A 22,129-nucleotide genomic window follows, 5' to 3' on the forward strand; every position below is an offset into this window, starting at 1 on the left:
TCTCATGGAGGTGTATCGGATCGGGTGCGACCTTCGCTTACGGCGGGTCGCCCCATCCACACTGCTTCCCCGATTCTCCCGCCGCAAATGGGGCGCCGGGGCCGCGGCTGGGCGCCGCGACTTCTACGGCGAAGCGCCGCGGCCGGAGTCGAGCGGCCGGCCACTCCCGTTGCCCTGGCCGTCCACCGGCAGCTGGTAGATGGCGAACGCACGGCCGATGACCGGCTGGGCGACATTGCGCACCCGTACCCCGCCGCTGGTCATGCCGTGTTCGGTGCCCATGTGGGCGTGGCCGTGGACAGCCAGGTCGGCCCCGGCCTCATCCACTGCCTCGGCCAGCAGGTAGCTGCCGAGGAAGGGAAAGATCTCCAGTGGCTCGCCCGCCAGGGTGTCCGGGACGGGTGCGAAGTGCGTCAACGCGATCCGCACGGCACAGCCGCGCTCCCGCAGCCCGTCCAGGGCATCGCGCAGGCCGTCCGCGCAGCGCCGGGTGTAGCGGATGAATTCCTTCATCTCCGGTTCGCCGAACTCGTCGCCGCTGCGTCCGGCGAATCCGCCGCCGAAGCCCTTGGTTCCGGCGACCCCGACCAGTACCCCGCCGATGTCCAGGATCGTTCCCTCGCCCTCGAGAACGGTCACCCCAGCCCCGGCCAGCACATCCGTCACCTCGGCTTGCTGGTCACTGTGATAGTCGTGATTACCCAGGACCGCCACGACCGGCACATCCAGTGCGGCCACCTCCCCGGCGACCACCCCGGCCTCGTCCGCCGTGCCGTGCCGGGTCAGGTCTCCGGCGAGCAGCAGCAAGTCCGCGCACTCGCTCAGGGTCTCGAATGCGGGCCGGAGCACCCCCGCGTTGTCCCGCCCCAGGTGGATGTCTCCGACCGCCGCTACTCGGATCACGACAGCTCCTCGGGATGGTCAGGGGCATCGGAACAGACCACGAACAGGTCTTCACGGAGCGGGATTCCGGCCAGCTCCTCCTTGGCGATACGCAGGATCTCGTCCCGGGAGGCGGCGCTGGCGACGGCGCCGGAAAGCAGGACGCTGTTTCCCCGCGCCTCGATCCGCACGCCCAGCTCGGCGATCGCCCCGCCTGCCAGACGGTCCCGCAGGTGGGCAATGCGGTACTCCACGGTGTCCGAGCCGGTCATGGCATTGCCTCCCGTCGATCGATGACGTCCAGCCGCTCGAGTAGGTAGAGGAAGGCGTCGGGCATGGGCGCAGCCTGGTGTTCGCGGCGCATCCGGTCCCAGTCGATCTTCTCCCGGAGCATCCTGGCGATGGGCAGTGCGGACCCGAAGTCGCAGTGGTGTTCCGAGAAGGCGTCCAGCAGGCTGCCCACCAGGTCGGTCGGGGACAGCACCGGCATGTGTACGGAGTCCACGGGCAGGGTCACCGCCCGGTCGAGCAGCTCTCTGGTCACGGGCTGCTGCGCCAGTTCGAAGATGAGGTCGATCTCCTCACCGTGGCTCCGGGCCTTGATCAACCAGTCCTCGGGCGCGATGCGCACCTCGATACCGTCCGCCTCCAGCGCCTCGGTCACGGCTTTGGCGTCCTCGCGCAGAATGCAGAAGTCGGTGTCGTGCTGGAGGCTGGCCGGCACGCCGTGCGCGTAGGCGGCAACACTGCCGGCCAGAGCGAATGGATACCCGCCGCTCTTGAGCGTTCCGGCCACCTGCTTGGTGGCCTCCAGGATGCTCTGGGTGCGGTCCGGTGGCAGCCCCGGCGACCCGGCTGTCCGGCCACCGGGGGTGTCTTGTGCGTACTTCTTCACGGGTACCGTCCTCGTCATGGGCCGGGTGGCGTTTCGGGTACCCGACTCGAGGCGGAACGACTCGCACCGAGGCCCGGCTATTTTCGCAGCGTGAAACGGGCAAGCCGTGCTGCTGGAGCCTTGAGATACCGCTCTGCATGAACGACGGCATCGCGTGCCGTTCGTTGCCCCATGAGGATGCACAGGGTGTACGCCACGTCTTCGAATCGAGCGCGGGTGTCGTGGTGCATCGGGTTGGCCAGCATTCGGCGCTCCAGTTCCCTGAACTGGATGAGGAGACTGCGAACGCGGTCTTTGTCCGGTAGCAGCATCTCGAATCCTCCATCTGTGAAGAGCCCGCGCGCGGACCGATCTCTGAATCTCGCGCGTGAGTGGTCCCGTGAGGTGGCGGCAGAGGGCAGAGGGCAGGGGTACAGGCGGCTTCGCACACGTCGACGCGGGGTGTCCCGGCGTCGCAACAGATGGCGGCTCCCGTTGGCCGGGGCCGGTCGGCCCCGTGGAGTGAGCCATTCCGGCCCGTCCTGCCACAGGCAGTGGGCATCGGGTGCCGTCGGCGGTCATTCGCATGCGCGGTGGACGCGCCTGGGATCTACGGGCCGGGGCCGGCCACAGCCTGCCGGTCAGAAACCGCTACGTCCTCAGCAGCAGTAGCCGCAGCTCAGCACCGCTCACGGCTACGGGTGCTGATCACCGGCCGGGGACTGTGAGTTCGCCGCCGCGGTAGAAGCCTTCGCGCTCCTCGACGACGTACGGGGCCATGGCAGCACGCCGTTGCCGCTCCCCGTCGGAGGTCCGCCAGGAGTCGCACGCTTCCCGGGAGTCCCAGAACGACACCCCGGTGATCTCCTGCCCGTCCTCGGACCAGTACGCGTAGGCGCGGCGCAGGCCGTGCGGAGCCGAGGCCGGTCGCCATGCCCCCTCGAACTCCTCGAGAGTGCCCGGCTTGATGCGGCGCGTCGTGACCCAGACGAAGTAGTCCTCCATTGCGGCCTCCTGCGGAGCGTCGGTTCGGAGATGGCGCTCCAGGGACCACGGTAGGTCGCCCGCGCGGCTTCCGCCTCCGCGGCGGGTCCCCCCGCACTCGGTGGGCGTGTGGGGGTGCATTGAGGGTTGCGCGCTTCGCTCGTGGCGTGCCCGGCCAGTCGTCCTTGGGGCGCCTGCCACCGGCCCGACGGGAACGGGAGGGCTTGTCAGGGTCATGGTGCTCGTGCGAGGCCCCCTGCAGACGTCATCGCGGTTGTGCCGCGCCCGGTCAGGTCCGATTCTGGAGGTAATGAACCGGGCTGGTGTGGCGCCATGAGCGCGTGGAACGCGGCCAAGAGCGCCGATTTCCGTGGTCCGCTCGACGTCACCAGGGCTGCCACGGTGGTTCTCGACGCCCAGGACAGGGTTATCGGCTGGGGGCCTGCGGCCGAGGAGCTCCTCGGTTATTCGCCCTACGAGATCATCGGGAAGCACCTGGATACGTTCCTGCCGCCCCGGGAGGGCTCCGTCACGGATGCTCGGCCGGCTGACCCAGCCCTGGGCACCCGCCTGAGCGGAAGCGACATCCGCGTCGCCCGGCACCGGGACGGCCACGAGCTGCTGCTGGCAACCGCGGTGTCCCCCCTGCCCCTCGGCGGCACGGCGGCTCGCGTCCTCGTCGCGACCGAGCTCGAGCGTATGCGGATGTGGGAATCCCGGCTGGCTCTACTGCAGGGACTGGCCACCGAGTCACCCGTCGGGCTGGCCATCTACGACACTCACCTGCGCCTGACGTGGTGCAACGCCGCGTACGAACGGGAGATCGGAGAGCCGTTCGAAGAGTTCCGCGGTATGCGGGCCGATGAGCTGTACTCCGAGGGCAGGTTTTTGACCGAGGGGTACCCGGACACTCTCGACGCCGTGATGCACCACGTACTCGACACCGGCGAGCCGATCCTCGACCTGCACTTCCGGGGCGAGCCGCCCAGCGATCCCGGAACGGACCACCTCTGGTCGTGCTCCTACTACCGGCTCCAGGACGCCGACGGGCATGTGTTCGGAGTGTGCGAGGACGCATTCGACATCACCGATCGCTACGAGGCCCAGAAACGGCTGGCCCTGCTCGTCGAGGCAGGCCGCGGTATCGGCACCGTCCTGGACGTGATCGTCACTGCCGAGGAGGCCGCGGAGGTGGCGGTGCCGGATTTCGTGAGCACCGCCACGGTCGACCTCGCAAGGGAGGTCCTGCGCGGCGAGGTGTTGGGTACCGGAGTCCCGGGAGTGACGGACCTCGTGCGGGTCGCCTCCCGGTCGGCCACGGCGAACGGCGGTGCGGGAGATCCGGGGGAGTCGCGTGAGCCTTCTCCTGTCGACTACCCGCCGGGTTCGCCCCAGTACCGCAGTCTCTCCTCGGGCGGGCTCGTGGTCGTGGACGACACCCTGGTCGTGCCGTTGCGGGCCGGGGGCAGCATGCTGGGACTCATCACCTTCCGTCGCGACGCCCCGTCAGCCACCTTCGACAGCGGCGAGGTCGCGCTCGCCGACGAGCTGGCCACTCGTACGGCTGTGTGCGTCGACAACGCCCGACGCTTCACCCGTGAACGCACAGCCTCACTCGCCCTGCAGCGCCAACTGATGCCGCGACATCTGCCGCAGCCGTCGGCGGTCGACGTGGCCCATCGCTACCTGCCCACGGACGACGTGACAGGGGTCGGCGGCGACTGGTTCGACGTCATCGCGCTCTCCAGTACCCGGGTCGGACTCGTCGTCGGTGACGTGGTCGGCCATGGCCTGCAGGCGGCGGCCACCATGGGACGGCTCCGCACGACCGTACGCGCGCTCGCCCAACTGGACTTGGCCCCCGACGAGTTGCTCAAACGACTCGACGATCTGGTGGGCCAGTCGGCGGAGAATCGGCCGGATGTCCCCGGCACGCCTCCAGACCCGTACGAGGACGACGCCACCGGGGCCACGTGTCTCTACGCGGTCTACGATCCGGTCTCGCGAGGCTGCACCATGGCCCGGGCGGGGCATCTGCCGCCGGCGATCGTGGACCCCGACGGCCGCCTGTCCTTCCCGGAACTTCCGGCCGGACCGCCGCTGGGGCTCGGCGGCCTGCCGTTCGAGTCCATGGAGCTCGAGCTGCCGGTGGGCAGCCTGGTGGCCCTCTTCACCGACGGCCTGGTCGAAGCCCGTGAGCACGACATCGGCGTGGGGCTGGACATCCTGGGCCGGGTGCTCAGCGAGCGCGGCGGGTCCCTGGAGGACATCTGCGACCGGGCTGTGTCGGAACTCCTGCCGGACGGCACGACAGCCGACGACACGGCATTGCTGCTCGTGCGTACCCGCGAACTCGATGCTGCGCAGGTCGCGGCCTGGGAGCTGCCCGCCGAACCGGTCGCGGTCGGCCATGCCCGAGAGCTGGCTACTGGCAAGCTTCGCGAATGGGGTCTGGAAGAGATGTCGTTCTCGACCGAACTCGTCGTCAGCGAGCTGGTCACCAACGCGATCAGGCACGCCGACGGACCCTTGCTCCTGCGCCTCATCCGTGATCGCACGCTCGTGTGCGAAGTCGCGGACACGGGCCACACCTCACCACACCTCCGGCACAGCGCGGACGACGACGAAGGCGGGCGCGGACTGTTCATCGTCGCGCAACTCGTTCACAGATGGGGAACGCGCTACACACAGTCCGGGAAGACCATCTGGACGGAACTGGCGTTCCCGTCGGCGGGATGATCCTATGGTGACCCGGTCGGCGACCGTGGCGCGGCCCCTGGGTGACGGTTCGGTTTCATGGCTGCGGGACTCCGTTCCCCTCGGCTGGTTTGCAGCGTTGGGCCGGATATGAACGTCTCCGGCAACGACCCGATCCCGCTTCCGGACGCCCGGCTGGCGGGCGCGTACTGGCTCGCCTCTCCGAAGCACGAAGACGACAGCTGTATGTGGTGTGCGCAACTGCGCTCGGCTGATGCGCCGGCCCGTCGGGCGCCCCCGGAGGGAAAACGTTCCCCCGCGGTCTGGGTTGTGCCTCCGGGGCTGCCCCCCCGTCGACGCTGACGGCGCCAATGCCAGTCACGGGGCCCGGTGTTGTCCCCCGGATCGAGGACCGACTCATTGACTTCGCGCTTCGGCCCTGATTCAGTGGCTCATCCACTGAGCCACCGAATCGTGAAGGAGGGACGGCATGGAGGCGCTGCCCCGCGAGACCATCGTCGATGTCCTGGAAACCCGGCTGCGCGAGGACATCCTCGCCGGGCGGCATCCGGCCGGCAGCTATCTGCCGCCGGAGCGTCGGCTCGCCGACGGATACGGCGTCACCCGCACCACCCTCAAGCACGCTTTCGGCCGCCTTGTCCAGGCCGGACTGCTGGAGACGCGGCACGGAGTGGGAACCCGGGTGCGCGATTACGCGCGGCTCGGCGGGGCCGATCTGCTGCCCATGCTGGTGAGGCACAGTCCGGACTGGATGGGCGAGATCTTCGAAGTGCGGCGCAGCGTCGGCGCGTTGATCGCCGAGCGGGCAGCGGTCCGCGCCACCGAGGAGCAGCGTGCCGAGCTGCGTGCACTGCTGGCAGCGGTAGGGGTGGCCGAGGGCGGGGACGCGGTGCAGCTGGCCGACATCGAGGTGCACCGGGCGCTGGCCCGTGCCACCGGGAATCGCGTCTACGTACTGCTGACCAACACCCTCTTCAACGCCTACCTGCCCGTGCGTGCCGCACTCGTGGGCCCGTTCAACAGCCCCGAAGCCGCACACGCCAGGCTGGAACCGGTGGTCGAAGCCGTGGCGGCGGGCGACCAGGCTGGTGCGAGGAAAGCAGCCGAGGCGTATCTGACGGCGACGGAGCGGATCATGCTGGAGGGTCTCGCATGAGCACACGTACACCTGGGGGATCCACGGGAAGCCGGGGCACCGCCTTTCGGGAGACCATGTTCGGCACGGTCCGGCTCGAGGGCGAGGACCGGGCCCGCCCGATCCGCCTCGACCTGAACGCCGTCGCGGATCGCGTGCTGCGCCTGCGCGGCACGACCCACGCGCGGATCACCGGCCGGATACGCATCGCCGGATGGGCCGACGCCCCCTGTGCCGAGGGCGAGTTGGAGATATCACCGCTGGCCAGGCGGCGTATCCGCTACCGGCTCTCGTTCACGGTGGGCGATCGCCGTCTCACCCTCGACGGCTGGAAGTCCGTGACGCCACGCCGACCGGTGACGTCGATGACGATGCTGCCGTTCACACTGTACGAAGAGGGAGTACCAGCGGGCGAGGGCACGCTGCGCTTTCCGGTGACGACGGGACTCGCACCCTTCCTCGCGAGCTTCCGCTTCCCGCGGCATCCGCGGCAGAAAAACCCCGGTTCGCACATGGCGCCGCGCTGGAACGGCGAGCCGGGCCGCACCGAAGTCTGGTACACGACGGTGACCGACCCGGCGACCGGCACCGGACTGTGGCTGCACCACGAACTCACCGCGCCGGCCGACGGGTCCGACCCGTTCGCTCACGGCTGGGCCGCGGTGTTCCCCAAGGACGGTCCGGTACGGCACGCCCGCTTCGGCCCCGAGAAGTGGGCCGGGGGCGGGGACGGCTTCACCGCTGACGGCGTCCTTGCCGCATCCGGCCGGCTGTCCGGCTCGGCGGGCGCACTGCGCTGGGACCTGGCCGAACAGGCCGACGGGGCACCGCTGTTCACCTTCCCTCGCTGGTCCTGGCGTCGACCCCTGCTGCCGGCGGCGCAGATGCTGCCGGCCGCGCGGGCCACGTACGCCGGGACATTCACGTACGAGAACACGACCCTGACGCCGGTCGGCGCGCCCGGAGCCACTGCCCGGATCTACGGCCACGGCAACGCGCACCTCTGGTCCTGGCTGCACGCCGATCTGGGCGCGGGCGATGTGCTGGAGCTCGTCGCCGCGGTCTCCACCAGGCCGGGGCTGCGCCGACTGCCGCCACTGGTCTTCCTGCGGCTTCGCCAGGGCGGTCGCACCTGGCCGCGAAGGGCGGAGCGCACGGCGGTCGGCTGGGCCGGTTTCGGCCGGTTCCGCGCCGCCATCGGCCTGCCCACCTGGACGGTGACCGGGCGCGCGGGCCTGCGCCGTATCCGTGTCGAGGTCACCCAGCCCGAGGAGCGCACGCTCGCGCTCGACTACGCCGACCCGGACGGCAGCCACGCGACCTGCCGCAACAGCGAACGTGCCGATGCGCATGTCCTGCTCGAACGATGGTGGCGCGGCTGGCGCACCGAGGCCGAGTGGACCTTGGCCGGTACGGCGCACGCGGAGGTGGGCACACGATGAGCCTCGCCGGTCTGGTGGCCGCCCTCATCGCCGACGACGGCACCGCCGACTGGCCCGCCCGGGTCCCCGGGAGGCTGGAGACCGTCATCGGCTCGATGCCGTCCCCGGCGCGTGCCGGGGTGCGGGCGGCGGCGGGCGCCATCGACGCGTACGCCGTGGCCCGGACCGGCCGCAGGCTCGCCGTCCTCACCACCGCGGAGCGAGAGAGCGTGCTCGGCTCCCTCGGCGCGCGCCCCGCGCTCCTGCCGCTCCTCGACGTACTCAAAGTGCCCGTCCTGCTCGCCGCCGGCACCGAGCGCATGCTCGAACACGGTGTACGCAAGCTTGAGTTCGCGCGGGAGGATCCCCCGCTCGACTGCACGCCTGCACACGAATGGCGGGCGCGCTCCACCGCGGACGCCGTGGTCATCGGCTCCGGCGCGGGGGGAGCCATGGCCGCGCGGACCCTGGCCCGGGGCGGTCTCCGCGTTGTCGTACTGGAGGAAGGGCAGCACCACTCCACGGCGTCGTTCGGGCGGCGCACCCCGCTCGACCGGTTCGCCGACCTCTACCGGGACGGCGGGGCCACCGTCGCCGTGGGCAGTCCGCCGCTGCTGCTTCCGGTGGGCCGGGCTGTCGGCGGCACCACGGTCGTCAACTCCGGGACCTGCTACCGCACTCCGGACCATGTGCTGGCCCGGTGGACCGGCGACTTCGGCTTCTCGCTCGCCGAGGGCTTCGGCCCGTACCTCGACGAGGTCGAACGCACGCTGCGGGTGGCCACCCAGCCGCTGGACGTGCTCGGGAACAACGGCCGGCTCGCCCTCGCCGGGGCCGAACGCCTCGGCTGGAAGGCGGCGCCCCTGCGCCGCAACGCGACCGGCTGCAAGGGGTCCTGCCAGTGCGTGGTGGGCTGTCCGACCGGCGCCAAGCAGAGCGTGCAGCTGTCGGTGCTGCCCGATGCCTGCGCCGCGGGAGCCCGCATCGTCACCGGCGCCAAGGCCCGGCGTGTCCTGGTGGAGGCCGACCGTCCGGGCGGCCCGCGCGCGGCGGGAGTCCTCGTACAACGGCAGGACGGCAGCGAATTCGAGATCCTCGCACCGCTGGTCGTCGTCGCGGCGGGCGCCCTGCAGTCGCCGCCTCTGCTGCGCCGCTCGGGCCTCGGCGGCCACCCGCGGCTCGGCCGCAATCTCAGCGTCCATCCGGCGACGAGCGTCGCCGGCCGCTTCGCCGAGCCGGTCACCGCCTGGGAGGGAGTGCTGCAGAGCGTCGGCGTCGAGGAACTGCACCACGACGGTGTACTGATCGAGGCCACCGCGACCCCGCCGGGAATGGGCTCCTTCGTACTGCCGGGCCTGGGCAGCGAGTTGCGGCGCGAACTGGAGAGCGCCGACCGGCTTGCCACCCTCGGCGCGATGATCGCCGACCGTCCGTCCGGCCGCGTGCTGGGCAGGGACCGGACCCTGCTCCGCTACGACCTGGACCGGCGCGACGGGGGCCGGTTGATGCGCTCCGTACGCGCCATGGGCCAAGTCCTCTTCGCGGCGGGTGCTCAGGAGGTACTCACCGGAATCCCCACCGCGCCCCGCGCCCGCTCGCTGACCGAACTGGATGAGATCCTCGCGCACGTGGGCCCGGGCCGGCTGCACTTGTCCGCGTACCACCCCACGGGCACGGTGTCCGCGGGCGCCGACGCGCAGCGCTTCCCGGCCGACCCCTTGGGGCGGTTGCGCGGAGTGCACGGGGTGCTGATCGCGGACGGATCGGTGCTGCCGGGCTGCCCCGAGGTCAATCCGCAGCTGAGCATCATGGCTGCCGCACTGGCGGTCGCCGAGGGCCACTTGGAGGCGGCTGAAGTTGCGGCCTGAGGTCGCCGGGTTCAGTCGACCGGCCAGGTGTGTGCCGGGGCGTTGAGGTGCATGAATTCCATGTACTGCCGTGTCATCCGGCGCAGCGCCTCGTGGTTGTCGACGTGGCTGGTCTCACTGATGTGGTGGAACATCTCCGACTGCCATACCGCGCCGTTGCGGCCGGTGACGCACCGCTGCTCGATGATGCCCAGCAGCGGCTCCCGCCATGTCGCATCCATGCCCGACAGCTCCAGCCCGCGGTGTGCCATGGGCAGCAGGCGTCGCAGTACGAGTTCGGCGACCGGCACCTCGCCCATCCCGGGCCAGTACAGTCGCGCGTCGATTCCGTGCCGTGCCCCGGCGTGCAGATTGTCTTCCGCGGCCGAGAACGACATCCGTGACCAGACCGTCCGCTCCTCCTCGACCAGAGCGCGCGTCAGCCCGTAGTAGAAGGCGCCGTTGGCGAGGACGTCGGCCACTGTGGGGCCGGCAGGCAGCACGCGGTTCTCCACCCGTAGATGTGGTTTGCCGCCGGCGACGTCGTAGATCGGCCGGTTCCACCGGTAGATCGTGCCGTTGTGCAGGGTGAGTTCGGCCAGTTCGGGAATGCCGCCGCCGTCGATCGTCTCCTGCGGATCCTCCTCGCCGCACAGCGGCAGCAGCGCGGGAAAGTAGCGCACGTTCTCTTCGAAGAGGTCGAAGACGCTCGTGATCCACCGCTCGCCGAACCACACCCGGGGCCGCACCCCCTGCACCTTGATCTCCGCCGGGCGGGTGTCGGTGGCCTGCTCGAAGAGGGGGATACGGGTCTCGCGCCAGAGTTCCTTGCCGAACAGGAAGGGCGAGTTCGCCGCCAGGGCCACCTGCACGCCCGTGATCGCCTGTGCCGCGTTCCAGTAGTCCGCGAACTCGTCCGGCGATACCTGAAGATGGAACTGGGTGCTGGTGCACGCCGCCTCGGGGGTGATGGTGTCGGCGTAGGTCCGCAGTCTGTCCACCCCGTCCACGGAGATCTGCAGATCCTCACCCCGGGCCGCGAATATCTGCTCGTTCAGCAACCGGTACCGCGGGTTCTCGGAAAGTGCCCCCTCACCGACATCGGTCTGCTGCAGCGTCGGCAGGATCCCAATCATGATCAGATGCGCCCCCGCTGCGGCGGCCCGCGCCTCGGCATGGTTGAGCGCGTTCCTGATCTCCTTCTCCCACGCGTCGGGACCACCAGCCGTCAGCCGTCGCGGTGGGATGTTGATCTCCAGGTTGAACCGGCCCAGCTCACTCGACCAGGCGGAATCCGCGATCGCCTCGAGTATGTCGGTGCTCCGCATGGTCGGCTCTCCGGCCGCGTCCACCAGGTTGAGCTCGATCTCCAGACCCACCTGCGGCCGCTCCACCTCGAAACGTTCCTCACGCAGCATCTGCGCGAACGCGTCGAGGCAGTTCTGCATCTTGTTCCGGTACTGGCGACGGTCGTCACGGGTGAACACCAGTGCCGGGACATCTCGTCCCATCGACCCTCCCGAGTCTCCTCGGCGGACACCCCTCCATCAGCGTCCCACTCCAGGGCCGCCCGGACCACTGCGGGCGGCGGCTCCCCGCTGTCGCTGTCGGGCCGCAGCTCGTACGCAGTCGGCTCAGGCCCGAGCGATGATCAACGAGGGACCGGGGTCACGGCCTCAGCGGCGTTCACAGCGTCGGGAACTCCGCCGACACCCCGAGTGTGGGAGCGACTGCTCCCCAGATTGCGGCCTGAGCCCCGTCCAGGCCGACCTTTGGATCACCCAGCATCAGGCGGATGCCGAACCCGTCACACAGGGCGAGCAGCAGCGTGCTCGTGGCGTCGACGTCGCAGTCGGCGAATTCCCCGGAGTCGATTCCGCGCTTGATTGCCTGGCCGACCCAGGTGTGAAGCTGGTCGTAGAGATCGACCGCGAAATGCTGCGCGGTTTCGTCGCGCAGGGCCCGCACCCACAGTTCCTGCCAGAGTCTCCAGTCCTGCCGTAGCTCAGGGTCGGTCGGGAGGAGGCTGTGCAGGATGCGCGCCAGGACGAGCGAGGCGGGCACCGAGTCGGCGTCCCGCTCGAGCTCGATGCCCGTCTGGGCGAAGGAGTACGTCATCGCTTCCGCGAAGAGCTTCTCGCGGTTCTCGAAGTGGTAGTGGAGCAGCGCCGTCGAGACACCGGCGTGCTCCGCGACCATGCGCATACGGATCTTCTCGAAGCCGACCTCGGCGATCACCTCGCACGCCGCGGCGAGAATCCGCTCACGTGTTTCGCGCGTGCGTTCTGCCATGGCCACGTCGGTGCTCCCGGGGGTCGATTCGGCGTCACAGAGCGGTGGGCGGGCTGCCTGGCCCGTCGCCGCCGCTTCCATCTTCGCGTATCGCCGCCCAGTCCGGCTCCGGCGGTCGCCGCGGCGTACCGGGCGGCTGTGGCACGGCATTCACCGGTACGTGTGAAAGCCCCTGCCCGACTTGCGGCCGAGCAGACCCGCGTCGACCATCCGAGCCAGCAGCGGCGGCGGCGCGTACAGCGGCTCCCGGAACTCCTCGTACATCACGGGGGGTTGCCGGATCCAGCGGCCCGGCTACTTCCACGAGGCCACCGTGGTCGCCGGTGTCCGCCAGGCCGACGAGATCGTGCTGGATGAGATCTTCGGCCCGGTCGTCACCGTGCAGCGGTTCGCCGACGAGGCCGAGGCGCTACGGCTGGCGAACGACGTGCGCTTCGGTCTCGCGGCCGGCGTAAGGACCGCGGATCACGACCGCGCCATGCGGGCGACCCGGGCGCTGCACACCGGGATCGTGTGGGTGAACACCCACGGCACGACCGAGTCCGAGATGCCGCACGGCGGAGTCAAACACTCCGGCTACGGCAGCGACCTGTCCATGGCCGGCTTGCTGGATTACACCCAGGTCAAGCACGTAGTGCTGTGACTCCGGCTGTCGGCGGCGACGGTCGTCAAGGTCCTACGAGTCCGGCCCTCGGGCGGCGGCAGGGGCCTGCGGTGTATCCGGCTCGGGCGCCCGGCGCAGTGCCTGACGGGCCGACCAGAGGACGGACACCAGCGGTACGGCCACCACCGCGCCCAGTACTCCGGCCGCGATGGCGCCGCCGATGACCGAAATCGCGACCACCAGCGGGTGCAGCCGGACGGCCCAGCTCATCACGATCGGGTGCAGCAGATGGCCCTCGATCTGCCCGATGATCACGATGAGGGCGACGACCATGGCCGCGATCAGTGGACCTTTCGCCGCGAGGGCCACCACGGCGGCGATCGCGAGGGCGATGGGTGAGCCGATCAGCGGGATGAAGGCGGCAAAGAACTCCAGCAGGGCCAGCGGGATGGCGAGCGGCACGCCGAGAGCGAAGAGGGCCACGCCGACCAGGATCGCGTTGGTCGCGGCCACCAGCACGATGCCGTGGGTGTAGCCGGTGAAGGTCCGCCAGGCCGCGCTGCCCGCGGCCGATACCCGATTCCGGGCGGCCGGTGGAAGCTGGGCCACGAACCAGCCCCACTGCCGGTCGCCGGAGTGAATGAAGAAGACCGAGCAGAACAGGGCCAGGGCGAGCACGGTCAGGACTTCGACCAGCCGGCCGGCGCCGCTGAGGGCCGTACTGATGATGGTGGAGCGGTGGCTGGACAGGAACTGCCCGATCCTGGACTGGATGTCGGTGAGCGCCTCGGGGTTGAGCCGGAACGGCGGCTCCTCGAGCCAGCTCTCGATCCTGCCGACGCCTGCCTTGAACTCCCGTGCCAGCCCGGCCCGCTCTCCCGCTACGGCCTCGCCGACCAGGGCCAGGATCCCGAGGACGAGGACGATGCTGCCGAGCAGGGACACGGCGACGGCGAGCGGTCGGGGCAGGACGCGCCCCAGGAGGTCGGTCACCGGCCGGAGCATCGCGGTGATGACCATGCCGAGGAAGACCGCCACGGCGATCTCGTGGAACCGCCCCAGCACCGAGAAGACCGCGTATACCAGGACGCCCACCACGAGGATCCGCCAGGCGTAGGCCGCAGCCGTCTGCAGGGCGGGGATCACCCGCAGTTCGCCGCCGGAACGGGAGTGGGGCGGCGGGAGCCGGGTGCCCGGGTTCCCGGCCGGCCGGCGGGTGATGCTGCGCAGCGCCTGACGCGATGCTGCGCGGATCCGGTGCCGGCGCCCGGCGGACGGCGCGCCGGGGTCCGGGTCCCTGGGCTGCGGATCCGATGGCCTGGACATCCACAAGCTCGTACCACCGGGAGCCCTTCGTGCCACGCCAATGGCGGGATATTCGCCCGAAGGCACCCGGAAGCCCTACGGCTGAGCCGGAACCGCCGTGTCAGCGGGCCGGTGGTTGAAGGGGGAGCGTCGCCCAGACGGTCTTGCCCCGCGGCGGTGTCAGTGACCACGACCAGGTATTGCTCAGTGCGCTGATGAGCTTGAGGCCCCGGCCGCCGACTGCGCAGGCGTCGGCGTCGCGCGGACGCGGCGGATCGGAGCTCGGGTCGGTGACCGCGCAGACGAGGTCGTCGGGGTGGAGGAAGATGCCGAGCCAGACGGGGTAGTCCCCGTCGTCCGGCGAGGCGGGGTCCAGCGCGTGCTGGACGGCGTTGGTGACAAGCTCGCTGACGACCACCGCGGCGTCAGGAACGAGACTGTGCAGTGCCCATCCGTTGAGGGTCGCGGCGACGAAATGCCGTGCCTGAGGAGCGTTTCTGAGCTGTCCGTCCAGGCCGCATGCGGCGAATCCGACCGGGCTGTCGCCTTGGACCAGTCCCCGTTCCGGATCGTCTGAACGGGGTAACCCGGGTGGCAGTTCCGCGCCAGGCTCGGCACCGCAGAACCGGCTTCCGTGCCCGGTGCTCGTGCCCATTGAGGCTGACAGGTGGGTCGTCACTGGTCATGTCCCCCTGGGGGCTTGGGACTTCGACGCTGTGGCAGCCGCCGTGGAGCGAGTATGGTCTAGCACCACCGGAGAATGCAATTGCATCTGGGATTGCATTCGATGGAGGTTTGGGAGAACGAATGTGCGAACGGTAAGGGGCTGTTGCAGTGGAGCACTTCTTCAACGGCATGCAGGCAAGTGCACTGGGCTCGGCGACGTGGACCAAGAGCAGTCACAGCAACGCGACGGGGAACTGTGTGGAGATGGCGGAGTTGCCTGGTGGGCATGTGGCGATTCGCAACTCCCGTGATCCGCAGGGGCCGGCGCTGATTTATACGCGTGATGAGATTGCGGCGTTCGTGGCGGGTGCCCAAGATGGCGACTTCGACTCTGTCATCGGCTGAAAAAGGCCCGTGGGAATGTCAGATTCCGCGTCGGGGGAGTGTAGGTGGTGGATACTGGCGTCTCCCTAGAGTCCGCAGGAGCGCCTGATGGCTGCAGCCGACCCGAATGCGTCGTTGTTCGTACGACCGCTAGGGGCGGTTGAGAACAACCCGACTGCGCTGAAGCTGATCCTCGGCGGCAAATTGCGCGAGCTGCGCATTGAGGCCGGGCTCGACCCCGTGGACGTCGACGGCCGGCTCGGGTTCTCGCGGTCGAAAACCAGCCGAATGGAGCTGGGGCGGCACGGCTGCAAGTCGACCGACGCCCTGGCCCTTTTGAGCCTCTACGGAGTGGACAGCGAAGAGCGCATCGCCGAGTTCCTCCACCTGGTGGACCAGTCCCGTCGGCCCGACTGGTGGCGCTCGTTCAGCGACGTGCTGTCCGACTTCTTCACCCCGCTGGTCGCTCTGGAAGGAGCAGCCGAACGCATCCGCACGTACGAGCCGTTCTACGTGCCCGGGCTGCTGCAGACCCCCGCGTACACCCGCGCCGTGATCCAGGCCGGCCCCGGCCAGCTCCTCGCGCATGAGGTGACGCGCCGCGTCGATCTGCGGCAGGAACGGCAGCGGCAGCTCGACCTGCCGGATGCGCCGCGACTGTGGGCGGTGATCGACGAGTCCGTCCTGTTGCGGGCGGTCGGCGGACCTGAGGTCATGCGCGCGCAGCTCGAGCACCTCGTCAAGATGATGGAGCGTCCCCGGGTCACCCTGCAGATCGCCGCGCTGGATGTGACAGCCGCGGTCGGAGTCGGCACCGGCGTGACCTGTCTGCGCTTCGCCCTGAGCGATCTCAGGGACGCCGTGTATGTCGAGCACCTGACCGACTCGACGTTCACTCAGAAGCCGCAGGTCGTGGAGCAGTACCGGAACATGCTGGACCGGCTGGGGGCATGTGCGCTCACGCCTGCGGAGTCACTCGCGGTGCTGCGCGAGCGCATTCTCACCCTCTGACGTGAAACGGTGGCGGCCCGGGTACGGCGCGCCGAGGGCGCTGTACCCGGGCCCGCACACGGCCGATGGCGGGCGTGCGGAGTCAGCCGACCCGGGCGAGGCCGCCCCACTCGATCCATTCGTCGGTCAGCTGGGTGGGGGCCAGATCGTTGTCCGGTCGCCACGTCGAAACCTCCACCAGGCCCGGTTCAAGAATCTCCAGGCCGGTGAAGTACTCGGTGACCTCGCGCTCCTCACGCACTCGGCCCCAGTTGCCACCGGTGGCCTCGGCCATGAAATCGGTGACGAACTTCCGGATTTCCGGTCGGTCGCTGACGAGCTGGCACACGACGAGAAAACTGCCCGGCACCAGACGCTCCGCGACGCGCCGGACGAGGCCGGCCGGGTCGTCCTCGTCCGGGATGCAGTGCAGTACCGACACGAAGAGAGCCGCGACAGGTTGACTGAAATCAATCAGTCCCGTCGTCTCCGCATGGCCGAAGATGCCATCGGTGTCCCGCATGTCGGCCTGTATGACCGCAGTGCGGTCGTTCTCGTCGAGCAGCGCTCGGCCGTGCGCCAGCACGATGGGATCGCTGTCGACGTAGACCACCTTCGAGGTGGGATCGATGGCCTGGGCGACCTGGTGGACGTTGTCCTGGGTGGGAAGACCGGAGCCGTGGTCGATGAACTGCCGCACGCCGTACTCGCTGGCCAGCAGCCGCACCACACGCTGCAGGAACCGGCGGTTGTTCACCGCCAGCACCTTGGTGCTGGGCACCTGCTTCAGCAGCTGCTCGCACGCGTCGCGGTCCGACTGGTAGTTGTCGTCGCCCCCCAGAAAGTAGTCATACATGCGTGCCACGCTCGGCACTGTCGTGTCGATGGCGCTTGGGCGCAACGGCTCCCCTTGCATCCAGTTCCCACCCGCGTCTGTCGAGATCAGGTTTTGTAGGGCGACCATGCTAGGGAGAGCGTGGGACGTGGCATAGGCCACACAAGGGGGGAACAGGAGCACGCCATGCTTTTCAGCCATGCCCCCGCGCACCGCCGCACGCGCTCGTGGGGCGTCCGCGCTCCGGAGCGGGCGGTGGTCGCGGCGTGCCGCTGACCGTGTGCCCGGCCGGGCAGGCGCCGCCGCAAGCGTCAGAGGGCGGCACGCTCCGCAGGGCTGCCGCCGTCCGGGGGCCCCATCGCCCCGGCGAGTTCGGTGCGGGACGTCACACCAAGCTTGCTGTACGCCCGCTGCAGGTGGTTGTTGACGGTCCGGTGCGAAAGGACCAGCCGCTCCGCGATCTCCTTGCTCGCCGTACCCCGCGAGGCCAGTAGGGCAACGTCGAGTTCGCGCCGGGTCAGCGGAATCGCCGAGTCCACTCGGACCAGTCCGGGGGTGCGTGCCCCCTCGCACTGCGCCGCCAGCTTGGAGGCCCGGAAGGACATGGCGGTGGTCGCATTAGGGAAGTTCGACAAGAAGGCGATCCGCAAGTGGTACGCGGACGATGAGCTGGACGTCATCCGGGCCTGACCCCGCACCGGCGGGGGCAAGCCATCCGAGGGATCTCCCGTCTCCGCCACGACGCGTTGCCCTGGTAGCAGCGGGGCAACGGCTACGTTCGCCGGGACGACGGCGCTGCGCGGTGTGACCAGCCACCCGGTGACCGCCGGTCCGGGAGGTGAATGGTGGGGCGCACGAACGGACCTGTCCAGCCGCCAGGGGCGCGCGGCGAAGCCTCACCGCGCGCCGCCGGTCGAGGTGGAGCGCGGAGGCTGCGATGCCTCACCGTGCTTCCCCTGCTGGCCGGGCTGTTGTCCTGCGGCTCCAGTGAATCCGGCGGCCCGGTCAGCCTGAACTGGTACAACTTTCCCGACGACTCAGGCGCCCTGGCCGACGCGGCGGTCAACTGCACCCGCGCCTCAGGCGGGCGGTACCGCATCGCCTACAACAAGCTTCCGCGCGGCGCGGACGGCCAGCGTCAGCAACTCGTCCGCCGGCTCGCCGCGCACGACGCCGCCCTCGACATCCTGGGCCTCGATGTCACCTGGGCCGCGGAGTTCGCCGAGGCCAAATGGATCCTGCCGTGGACGGGAAGCAACCGGCGCGGCGCCGTCGAGGGCACTCTTGAGGTGCCGCTGCAAACGGCCACGTGGAAGGGCAAGTTGTACGCGGTCCCGTACAACACCAACACCCAGTTGCTGTGGTACCGAAGCGACCTCGTGCCGAGGCCCCCCAAGACCTGGGCCGAGATGCTGGACATGGCGCGCGACCTCGCCAAGGAGGGCAAGCCCCACTACGTCGAGATCCAGGGGGCCCAGTACGAGGGGCTGACGGTCTGGTTCAACACGCTGGTGGAGAGCGCGGGCGGCTCCATCCTCAACGCCACGGCCACAGCACCCTCGCTCGGCCCGCCCGCGGTCGAAGCGGCCACGATCATGCACGACTTGGCCACCTCACCCGCCGCGGACCCCTCCCTGTCCAACCAGATGGAGGACCAGAACCGGCTGGCCATGGAGTCGGGCACTGCCGCCTTCGAGCTGAACTACCCGTTCGTGTATCCGTCGATGAAGGCGAATCAGCCCGAGCTGTTCAAGAGTTTCCGCTGGGCGCCGTACCCCGGCGTGGACCCGGACCGGCCCTCGAAGCCCACGATCGGCGGCATCGACCTCGCCGTCGGCGCCTACTCGCGCCACCCGGACCTCGCGTTCGAGGCCGCGCTGTGCCTGCGCAATCGGCAGAACCAGATGGCCGCGGCGCTCAAGGGTGGACTGCCGCCCACTCTGCGCGCGCTCTACTCCGACAAGGCACTCGTCAAGAGCTACCCGTTCGCCTCCGAGGTGCTCTCGGCCCTGGAGAACGCCAGCGTCCGCCCCCAGACCCCCGCCTACCAGAATGTGTCCATCGCGATCTCGCACACGCTCTCCCCGCCGTCGGGGATCCAGCCCCGGAGCGACGTCGAGAACATCGGCGGCCAGATCGAGGACGCCCTCCAGTCCAAGGGGCTGATCCCGTGAACACCCCGACTCCCGCTACGCCGACGGCTCCGGCCCCGGCGCCCGGCAGGACCGAGGCGCTGTCCGAGGGCGCACGACAGGAGCGACGGCTCGGGTGGCTGCTTTGCGCGCCCGCGGTGGTCGTGATGCTCGCCGTCACGGCCTACCCCATCGGCTACGCGATCTATCTGTCCCTGCAACGTTACGACCTGCGCTTCCCGAACCAGGCGCGCTTCGTGGGCCTGAGCAACTACGCGGCCGTGCTCTCCTCGGAGTTCTGGTGGCAGGCGTTCTGGGTCACCCTGTTCATCACCGTCGTCTCCGTGGCCGTGGAACTCGTCCTCGGCTTCTCGCTGGCCCTGGTCATGCACCGCACCATCTTCGGCCGGGGGAGCGTGCGTACCGCGATCCTGGTCCCCTACGGCATCGTCACCGTGGTCGCCGCCTATTCCTGGCAGTACGCCTGGACCCCGGACACCGGCTACCTCGCCGCACTCCTGCCGTCCGGTGACGCCCCGCTGACCGAGCAGTGGCCGGCCATCGGGCTGATCATCCTCGCCGAGGTCTGGAAGACCACCCCCTTCATGGCACTTCTCCTGCTTGCCGGACTCGCCCTGGTGCCCGAGGAGACACTGCGCGCCGCCATGGTCGACGGTGCGTCCGCCTGGCAGCGCTTCGCTCTGGTCACGGTGCCGCTGATGAAGCCGGCCATCCTGGTCGCCCTGCTGTTCCGCACCCTGGACGCGTTCCGGATCTTCGACAACATCTATGTGCTGACCTCGGGTGCTCATGGCACCGGCTCGGTGTCGATCCTCGGCTACGACAACCTGTTCACCGCGCTCAACCTCGGCATCGGATCGGCGATCTCCGTGCTCATCTTCCTCTGCGTCGGCGTGATCGCTTTCGCCTTCATCAAACTCTTCGGGGCTGCCGCCCCCGGCGCACGGGAGGCGGGACGCTGATGGCCGGAGCAGGCAAGAGGCATCTCACCGGCTGGGCCATCGCCAACACCGTGGTGATCGCCTATGCCCTGTTCCCGGTCTGGTGGATCGCGGCCCTGTCGTTCAAGGAGCCCAGCACCCTCACCGACGGCAACTTCGTCCCGGAGAAGTGGACGATGGAGAACTACCGCGGCATCTTCGAGACCTCGGAGTTCACCCGTGCCCTGATCAACTCGATCGGGATCGCCCTGATCGCCACCGTGATCGCCGTCGTACTGGGAACCATGGCCGCCTACGCGGTGGCGAGGCTGCGCTTCCCCGGCAAGAAGCTGCTGATCGCCATGTCCCTGTTGATCGCGATGTTCCCGCCGATCTCCCTGGTGTCCCCGCTGTTCAACATCGAGCGCATCCTGGGGATCTTCGACACCTGGCCGGGGCTGATCATCCCGTACATGACCTTCTCGCTGCCGCTCGCGATCTACACCCTCTCGGCGTTCTTCCGGGAAATCCCGTGGGATCTGGAGAAGGCGGCCAAGGTCGACGGGGCCACGCCCGCCCAGGCCTTCCGGCTGGTGATCGCGCCGCTGGCCGCGCCCGGTGTGTTCACCACCGCGATCCTGGTCTTCATCTTCTGCTGGAACGACTTCCTGTTCGCGATCTCCCTGACCTCGACGACGAGGGCCCGCACAGTGCCCGCGGCGATCGCCTTCTTCACCGGGAGCAGTCAGTTCCAGCAGCCCACGGGTTCGATCGCCGCAGCCGCGGTAGTGATCACCATTCCGATCATCGTCTTCGTGCTGCTGTTCCAGCGGCGCATCGTCGCCGGACTGACGTCCGGGGCCGTCAAGGGCTGACCGGCAGCAGCCGGCCGTCAGGACAAGGAGCACCGACCGTGGCCGAGATCGTTCTCGAGGGCATCACCAAGAGGTTTCCCGACGGCGCCCTGGCCGTGCAGGACGTCAACCTCACAGTCGGCGACGGTGAGTTCGTCATCCTGGTCGGGCCCTCCGGTTGCGGCAAGTCCACCACGCTCAACATGATCGCCGGACTCGAGGACATCACCGACGGGACCCTCCGCATCGACGACCAGGTCGTCAACGACAAGGCGCCCAAGGACCGCGACATCGCGATGGTCTTCCAGAGTTACGCCCTCTATCCGCATATGAGCGTGCGCGAGAACATGGGCTTCGCCCTGCGCCTGGCCAAGGCCGACAAGGCCACCATCAGGAACAAGGTGGAGGAAGCCGCCCGCATCCTCGACCTGACGGCTCATCTGGACCGCAAGCCCGCGAACCTCTCCGGTGGCCAGCGCCAGCGCGTCGCCATGGGCCGCGCCATCGTCCGCGATCCCAAGGCCTTCCTGATGGACGAGCCGCTGTCCAACCTCGACGCCAAGCTCCGGGTACAGATGCGTACCCAGATCTCCCGCCTCCAGCAGCGGCTGGGCACCACCACCGTCTACGTCACCCATGACCAGACCGAGGCGATGACGCTCGGGGACCGCGTGGTCGTCATGCGCAGCGGCATCGTTCAACAGGTCGGCACCCCGCAGTATCTCTACGACGAGCCACGCAACCTCTTCGTCGCCGGGTTCATCGGCTCACCCGCCATGAACTTCCTCCACGCCACCCTGGAGGAGAACGTGCTGCGCACCATCATCGGCGAGATTCCCCTGACCGCCGGCGTGCGCCAGAGCCTGGAGCGCCAGAACGCGCCCAGGGACCTCATCGTGGGCCTGCGGCCCGAAGCCTTCGAGGACGCCGCACTGATCGACCCGGGTCGGCCGGGGACCACCTTCACCACCACCGTGGACGTGGTGGAGTCCCTGGGTTCGGACGTCTACGCCTACTTCACCGAGGAGGACTGGCAGCCGGCCGCCACCACGGAACTGGAGGAGCTGGCGGCCGATTCCGGCCTCACAGAGACCGGTGGCAGCGGCCACCAGATCGTCACCCGGCTCAATACCGCGACACGGATCCGCGCGGGAAGCCGGGCCGAGCTGTGGGTGGACACCTCGAGGATCCACGTCTTCGACCCACGCACCGGTGTGAACCTCACCCACCATGAGAACAACGGCGGATGAGCCCAAGGATGAGTG

22 protein-coding genes and 1 pseudogene are annotated in these 22,129 nt (G+C 69.3%); 11 read left to right on the forward strand and 12 right to left on the reverse strand.

The features are described from left to right. Window positions 1-123: 123 nt before the first annotated feature. The 5 genes from ACFYWY_RS26945 to ACFYWY_RS26965 form a co-directional block, all read right to left on the reverse strand. Window positions 124-903, reverse strand: coding sequence for a metallophosphoesterase (locus tag ACFYWY_RS26945; protein ID WP_389190602.1), 780 nt, complete (start codon window positions 901-903; stop codon window positions 124-126). Then, window positions 900-1,154, reverse strand: coding sequence for a hypothetical protein (locus ACFYWY_RS26950; RefSeq protein WP_389190603.1), 255 nt, complete (start codon window positions 1,152-1,154; stop codon window positions 900-902). The genes ACFYWY_RS26945 and ACFYWY_RS26950 overlap by 4 nt, the downstream gene beginning before the upstream one ends. After that, window positions 1,151-1,795, reverse strand: a complete 645-nt coding sequence (locus ACFYWY_RS26955; RefSeq protein WP_389190604.1) for a nucleotidyltransferase family protein — start codon at window positions 1,793-1,795, stop codon at window positions 1,151-1,153. The genes ACFYWY_RS26950 and ACFYWY_RS26955 overlap by 4 nt, the downstream gene beginning before the upstream one ends. Before the next feature lie 59 nt (window positions 1,796-1,854). Then, window positions 1,855-2,088 carry a DUF5133 domain-containing protein gene (locus ACFYWY_RS26960; RefSeq protein WP_389190605.1) on the reverse strand — a complete coding sequence of 78 codons (234 nt, stop codon included), beginning with the start codon at window positions 2,086-2,088 and terminating at the stop codon, window positions 1,855-1,857. Window positions 2,089-2,464: 376 nt separating this feature from the next. Further along, complete coding sequence (locus tag ACFYWY_RS26965; protein ID WP_389190606.1) at window positions 2,465-2,761, reverse strand: hypothetical protein; 297 nt, start codon at window positions 2,759-2,761, stop codon at window positions 2,465-2,467. Window positions 2,762-3,073: 312 nt separating this feature from the next. Here ACFYWY_RS26965 and ACFYWY_RS26970 point away from each other — a divergent pair, with 312 nt between their 5' ends. The 4 genes from ACFYWY_RS26970 to ACFYWY_RS26985 all read left to right on the forward strand — a co-directional run bounded on the left by ACFYWY_RS26970 (window position 3,074) and on the right by ACFYWY_RS26985 (window position 9,882). After that, window positions 3,074-5,479, forward strand: coding sequence for a SpoIIE family protein phosphatase (locus ACFYWY_RS26970; RefSeq protein ID WP_389190607.1), 2,406 nt, complete (start codon window positions 3,074-3,076; stop codon window positions 5,477-5,479). 448 nt (window positions 5,480-5,927) lie between these two features. Beyond that, entirely contained in the window at window positions 5,928-6,614 is a 687-nt protein-coding gene (locus tag ACFYWY_RS26975) for a FadR/GntR family transcriptional regulator (protein ID WP_389190608.1), read from the forward strand. Beyond that, window positions 6,611-8,035, forward strand: a complete 1,425-nt coding sequence (locus ACFYWY_RS26980) for a hypothetical protein (RefSeq protein WP_389190609.1) — start codon at window positions 6,611-6,613, stop codon at window positions 8,033-8,035. Before ACFYWY_RS26975 ends, ACFYWY_RS26980 begins: the two co-directional genes overlap by 4 nt. Then, window positions 8,032-9,882, forward strand: coding sequence for a GMC family oxidoreductase N-terminal domain-containing protein (locus tag ACFYWY_RS26985; RefSeq protein WP_389190610.1), 1,851 nt, complete (start codon window positions 8,032-8,034; stop codon window positions 9,880-9,882). Before ACFYWY_RS26980 ends, ACFYWY_RS26985 begins: the two co-directional genes overlap by 4 nt. An 11-nt stretch (window positions 9,883-9,893) precedes the next feature. Here the strand turns inward: ACFYWY_RS26985 and ACFYWY_RS26990 are convergent, their stop codons facing one another. The 3 genes and pseudogenes from ACFYWY_RS26990 to ACFYWY_RS27000 all read right to left on the reverse strand — a co-directional run. Continuing rightward, window positions 9,894-11,372, reverse strand: coding sequence for a glutamate--cysteine ligase (locus ACFYWY_RS26990; protein WP_389190611.1), 1,479 nt, complete (start codon window positions 11,370-11,372; stop codon window positions 9,894-9,896). 175 nt (window positions 11,373-11,547) lie between these two features. Next, window positions 11,548-12,153, reverse strand: a complete 606-nt coding sequence (locus ACFYWY_RS26995; RefSeq protein ID WP_389190612.1) for a TetR/AcrR family transcriptional regulator — start codon at window positions 12,151-12,153, stop codon at window positions 11,548-11,550. A gap of 150 nt (window positions 12,154-12,303) precedes the next feature. Next, window positions 12,304-12,417 (reverse strand): annotated as a pseudogene (locus ACFYWY_RS27000) (3-hydroxyacyl-CoA dehydrogenase family protein); the annotation flags it as partial. Between the two features lie 49 nt (window positions 12,418-12,466). Between ACFYWY_RS27000 and ACFYWY_RS27005 the strand changes: the two are divergent. Continuing rightward, complete coding sequence (locus ACFYWY_RS27005) at window positions 12,467-12,796, forward strand: aldehyde dehydrogenase family protein (RefSeq protein ID WP_389190613.1); 330 nt, start codon at window positions 12,467-12,469, stop codon at window positions 12,794-12,796. A 33-nt stretch (window positions 12,797-12,829) separates the two neighbouring features. Here ACFYWY_RS27005 and ACFYWY_RS27010 read toward each other — a convergent pair whose 3' ends face one another. Then, window positions 12,830-14,083, reverse strand: coding sequence for an AI-2E family transporter (locus tag ACFYWY_RS27010; protein WP_389190614.1), 1,254 nt, complete (start codon window positions 14,081-14,083; stop codon window positions 12,830-12,832). A gap of 100 nt (window positions 14,084-14,183) precedes the next feature. Next, a complete protein-coding gene (locus ACFYWY_RS27015) occupies window positions 14,184-14,717 on the reverse strand; it encodes an ATP-binding protein (RefSeq protein WP_389190615.1) in 534 nt (177 codons plus the stop codon). A gap of 179 nt (window positions 14,718-14,896) precedes the next feature. Here ACFYWY_RS27015 and ACFYWY_RS27020 point away from each other — a divergent pair, with 179 nt between their 5' ends. Together ACFYWY_RS27020 and ACFYWY_RS27025 are read left to right on the forward strand one after the other, a co-directional pair. Beyond that, complete coding sequence (locus ACFYWY_RS27020) at window positions 14,897-15,133, forward strand: DUF397 domain-containing protein (RefSeq protein ID WP_389190616.1); 237 nt, start codon at window positions 14,897-14,899, stop codon at window positions 15,131-15,133. An 87-nt stretch (window positions 15,134-15,220) separates the two neighbouring features. Next, on the forward strand, window positions 15,221-16,123 hold the full coding sequence (locus ACFYWY_RS27025) for a helix-turn-helix domain-containing protein (protein ID WP_389190617.1): 903 nt from the start codon (window positions 15,221-15,223) through the stop codon (window positions 16,121-16,123). An 82-nt stretch (window positions 16,124-16,205) separates the two neighbouring features. On the opposite strand, the gene ACFYWY_RS27030 is transcribed toward ACFYWY_RS27025, so the two are convergent. Beyond that, window positions 16,206-17,018 carry an SAM-dependent methyltransferase gene (locus tag ACFYWY_RS27030; protein ID WP_389190661.1) on the reverse strand — a complete coding sequence of 271 codons (813 nt, stop codon included), beginning with the start codon at window positions 17,016-17,018 and terminating at the stop codon, window positions 16,206-16,208. Window positions 17,019-17,248: 230 nt separating this feature from the next. Then, window positions 17,249-17,572 carry a response regulator transcription factor gene (locus ACFYWY_RS27035; protein WP_389190618.1) on the reverse strand — a complete coding sequence of 108 codons (324 nt, stop codon included), beginning with the start codon at window positions 17,570-17,572 and terminating at the stop codon, window positions 17,249-17,251. Window positions 17,573-17,884: 312 nt separating this feature from the next. Between ACFYWY_RS27035 and ACFYWY_RS27040 the strand changes: the two genes are divergently transcribed. From ACFYWY_RS27040 to ACFYWY_RS27055, 4 genes are read left to right on the forward strand one after another with little or no spacing between them, the layout of a single operon-like run. Further along, window positions 17,885-19,111 (forward strand): ABC transporter substrate-binding protein, encoded by a 1,227-nt coding sequence (locus ACFYWY_RS27040; protein ID WP_389190619.1) that lies wholly within the window; start codon window positions 17,885-17,887, stop codon window positions 19,109-19,111. Beyond that, window positions 19,108-20,052, forward strand: a complete 945-nt coding sequence (locus ACFYWY_RS27045) for a carbohydrate ABC transporter permease (protein ID WP_389190620.1) — start codon at window positions 19,108-19,110, stop codon at window positions 20,050-20,052. The genes ACFYWY_RS27040 and ACFYWY_RS27045 overlap by 4 nt, the downstream gene beginning before the upstream one ends. Then, a complete protein-coding gene (locus ACFYWY_RS27050; RefSeq protein ID WP_389190621.1) occupies window positions 20,052-20,885 on the forward strand; it encodes a carbohydrate ABC transporter permease in 834 nt (277 codons plus the stop codon). Before ACFYWY_RS27045 ends, ACFYWY_RS27050 begins: the two co-directional genes overlap by 1 nt. A 38-nt stretch (window positions 20,886-20,923) precedes the next feature. Next, the gene (locus ACFYWY_RS27055) at window positions 20,924-22,114 is read left to right on the forward strand and encodes an ABC transporter ATP-binding protein (RefSeq protein ID WP_389190622.1); all 1,191 of its coding nucleotides are present in this window, start codon (window positions 20,924-20,926) and stop codon (window positions 22,112-22,114) included. Window positions 22,115-22,129 lie beyond the last annotated feature (15 nt).

The organism is Streptomyces sp. NPDC002870 (genome assembly GCF_042888505.1).
In the GTDB taxonomy this organism is placed as follows: Bacteria; Actinomycetota; Actinomycetes; order Streptomycetales; family Streptomycetaceae; genus Streptomyces.

Bases quoted from the DNA above. Each gene is read 5' to 3' on its own strand.
- ACFYWY_RS26985 (WP_389190610.1), top strand. From the start codon at position 8,032: ATGAGCCTCGCCGGTCTGGTGGCCGCCCTCATCGCCGACGACGGCACC.
- ACFYWY_RS26980 (WP_389190609.1), top strand. From the start codon at position 6,611: ATGAGCACACGTACACCTGGGGGATCCACGGGAAGCCGGGGCACCGCC.
- ACFYWY_RS26960 (WP_389190605.1), bottom strand. From the start codon at position 2,088: ATGCTGCTACCGGACAAAGACCGCGTTCGCAGTCTCCTCATCCAGTTC.
- ACFYWY_RS26955 (WP_389190604.1), bottom strand. From the start codon at position 1,795: ATGACGAGGACGGTACCCGTGAAGAAGTACGCACAAGACACCCCCGGT.
- ACFYWY_RS26975 (WP_389190608.1), top strand. From the start codon at position 5,928: ATGGAGGCGCTGCCCCGCGAGACCATCGTCGATGTCCTGGAAACCCGG.
- ACFYWY_RS27030 (WP_389190661.1), bottom strand. From the start codon at position 17,018: ATGCAAGGGGAGCCGTTGCGCCCAAGCGCCATCGACACGACAGTGCCG.
- ACFYWY_RS26965 (WP_389190606.1), bottom strand. From the start codon at position 2,761: ATGGAGGACTACTTCGTCTGGGTCACGACGCGCCGCATCAAGCCGGGC.
- ACFYWY_RS27015 (WP_389190615.1), bottom strand. From the start codon at position 14,717: ATGGGCACGAGCACCGGGCACGGAAGCCGGTTCTGCGGTGCCGAGCCT.
- ACFYWY_RS27050 (WP_389190621.1), top strand. From the start codon at position 20,052: ATGGCCGGAGCAGGCAAGAGGCATCTCACCGGCTGGGCCATCGCCAAC.
- ACFYWY_RS27010 (WP_389190614.1), bottom strand. From the start codon at position 14,083: ATGTCCAGGCCATCGGATCCGCAGCCCAGGGACCCGGACCCCGGCGCG.
- ACFYWY_RS26990 (WP_389190611.1), bottom strand. From the start codon at position 11,372: ATGGGACGAGATGTCCCGGCACTGGTGTTCACCCGTGACGACCGTCGC.
- ACFYWY_RS26950 (WP_389190603.1), bottom strand. From the start codon at position 1,154: ATGACCGGCTCGGACACCGTGGAGTACCGCATTGCCCACCTGCGGGAC.
- ACFYWY_RS26970 (WP_389190607.1), top strand. From the start codon at position 3,074: ATGAGCGCGTGGAACGCGGCCAAGAGCGCCGATTTCCGTGGTCCGCTC.
- ACFYWY_RS27025 (WP_389190617.1), top strand. From the start codon at position 15,221: ATGGCTGCAGCCGACCCGAATGCGTCGTTGTTCGTACGACCGCTAGGG.
- ACFYWY_RS26995 (WP_389190612.1), bottom strand. From the start codon at position 12,153: ATGGCAGAACGCACGCGCGAAACACGTGAGCGGATTCTCGCCGCGGCG.